Here is a 593-nt window from a genome sequence, read left to right as displayed (position 1 = left end):
GGCATCGCCAACGGCGTGCAGGTGCTGCAGGCCGCCAACACCGGCATCACCTCGCTGCAGAAGCTGATCGACTCTGCGAAGTCGATCGCCAACCAGGCGCTGCAGACCACCGTCGGCTACTCCACCAAGTCCAACGTCTCCACCACCATCGCCGGTGCGACATCGGCCGACCTGCGCGGCACGACCAGCTTCGCCAGCGCGACCGCGAGCAGCAACGTCGTGTATAACGGCACGGCCGGCGGTACCACGGCGGCGACCGGCACCACGACGCTCGGCGCCACCATCGGCTCCTTTGCAAGCACGGGCGCGACGGCCGGTGACGGCACCACGGCCCTGACCGGCGCCATCACCCTGATCGCCACCAACGGCACGACCGCGACCGGCCTGGCCGGCAACGCCCAGCCTGCCGATGGCGACACGGTGACCGTGAACGGCAAGACCATCACGTTCCGCAGCGGCGCGGCTCCGGCGTCGACCGCCGTTCCGAGCGGTTCGGGCGTCAGCGGCAACCTCGTCACCGACGGCAGCGGCAACACCACCGTCTATCTCGCCACCGCGACCGTCAACGATCTCTTGTCCGCGATCGATCTGGC

At 69.5% G+C, this 593-nt stretch carries 1 protein-coding gene; it reads left to right on the top strand.

Going from position 1 to position 593, the window contains the following annotated elements:
- On the top strand, positions 1 to 593 hold a 593-nt coding region (locus IVA75_RS27330; protein ID WP_247359535.1), incomplete at both ends, for a DUF1522 domain-containing protein.

It is taken from the genome of Bradyrhizobium sp. 134 (genome assembly GCF_023074155.1).
Taxonomy (GTDB): Bacteria; Pseudomonadota; Alphaproteobacteria; order Rhizobiales; family Xanthobacteraceae; genus Bradyrhizobium.
Note: the sequence above shows the minus strand (reverse complement) of the source record. Positions and strands in the feature narration are given on the sequence as shown.